The organism is Hoylesella timonensis S9-PR14 (assembly GCF_000762405.1).
Taxonomy (GTDB): domain Bacteria; phylum Bacteroidota; class Bacteroidia; order Bacteroidales; family Bacteroidaceae; genus Prevotella; species Prevotella timonensis_A.
The window spans coordinates 1-1,415 of record NZ_JRPQ01000247.1; the positions used below are offsets into that span (position 1 = coordinate 1).

A 1,415-nucleotide genomic window follows, 5' to 3' on the forward strand; every position below is an offset into this window, starting at 1 on the left:
TCGGCTTCTTTCTGCCGTTCCTCCTCCGTCATAGGTATGCCTGTTTCATAGAGTTTTCGNTCAAAGCGTTGCTCAACTTCCAAGGAGAGCTGTGTCCTGATACTCTNCGNCATATCATCAATGCTGCCATCGAAGCGATACTCCCATGNAGGCTTGCCGTAGGGGTCTGTACCCATNATGCGCTCNGTGGCNATGNTNCGGTGNGCAATGTCTTTCCAATCTCCTGCNAAAAGTGAGTTGTGCTTGAAGACGACAGAAGAGCCTTCTTCTTTGGGAACGGAAANAGTTTCTACNAACTGCTGNTCAATCCCCTCGNTGATTTCTTTACCNGTCTGCTTCTGNAGGACGATGAGGTCACTGCCTACGTCTGTTCCTGCATTGTCTGAAAACATACCNGATGGCAGNCGNANAGCNGAGATNAGNCGGCTGTTCTGCATCAGATAACGACGTATGGCTTCATTGCGGGGACTGTCCAATACACCCTGCGAGGTGATGAATGCCAGTAAGCCACCTTCCTTGATGCAGTCCAGACCTTTCACGAAGAAGTAATTGTGGATGGCACGTGTGGACTCACGTTTAAGAATGTCCTTGCCCTTGCTGTACTCACGGTCATAGACCATAAAATCCCCGAAAGGAATGTTACTTGTAATAAGGTCGTATTTTTCCTTATCTTCCAACTCTCCGATGGCTTCAAAGGGTTCTTGGCGGACAATGATGTTGCCTTGCCCATAAGGATGAATGGATTGTGAGATACGGGCAGTGAGCAAATCTTTTTCCATTGCATCGACCATTCCAACCCTTTTAGCAAAAGTCTCGGTAAAGGCTCCCATGCCTGCCGAAGGGTCCAAGCAGCGACGTATGGGTACATCTACAGAAGTAAGCGCATCGGAAATGGCGGCAACGATACGGGTATCGGTATAGAAAGAGGTCAGTACGCTTGCCTTGATGCTCTCCCAGTACCGCTTGGCGGTATTGGCATCGACGGCATCACGGTAAATCATCTGTTTGAGCCTTTGCGTAGGCTCGAAGAGCTGTTGCTCCGACTTGCTCCAATAACGGAGGTCGTCGGGGCTGTCACATCGGTTCAGTACGCATTTCAAGCCACCGAAGCCCTGATAGTTCCGTAAGATACTTTTCTCTGCTTCGGTGGCTTCGCGGCGTTCTTTTTCCAAGCGAAGCACAACACGGATGGCTTCCGTGTTGGCTTCAAGGACGTTTTTCTTATTATATGCCATAGTGTTTCTTTTTTAATTAAGGAGGAGGAAAAAAGTCGGAAGATATAAAGTATATTACCTCCCGACCAATTCTGTTCCTCTTTATTTCTGTCGGGATTATCTCCCTCTTGATTTTCCTTTCCGGCTTTCAAATTCAAAAGAAGTGGTGTAATCTTCATTAAGGACAAGTCGGGCGTTGAA

Annotated in this window: 1 protein-coding gene; it reads right to left on the bottom strand. The window is 47.9% G+C overall.

All coding sequences use genetic code 11. The features are described from left to right. A partial coding sequence (locus HMPREF9304_RS12265; RefSeq protein ID WP_036929655.1) for an SAM-dependent methyltransferase occupies positions 1–1,235 on the bottom strand: 1,235 nt, incomplete at its 3' end. Between the last annotated feature and the right edge of the window lie 180 nt (positions 1,236–1,415).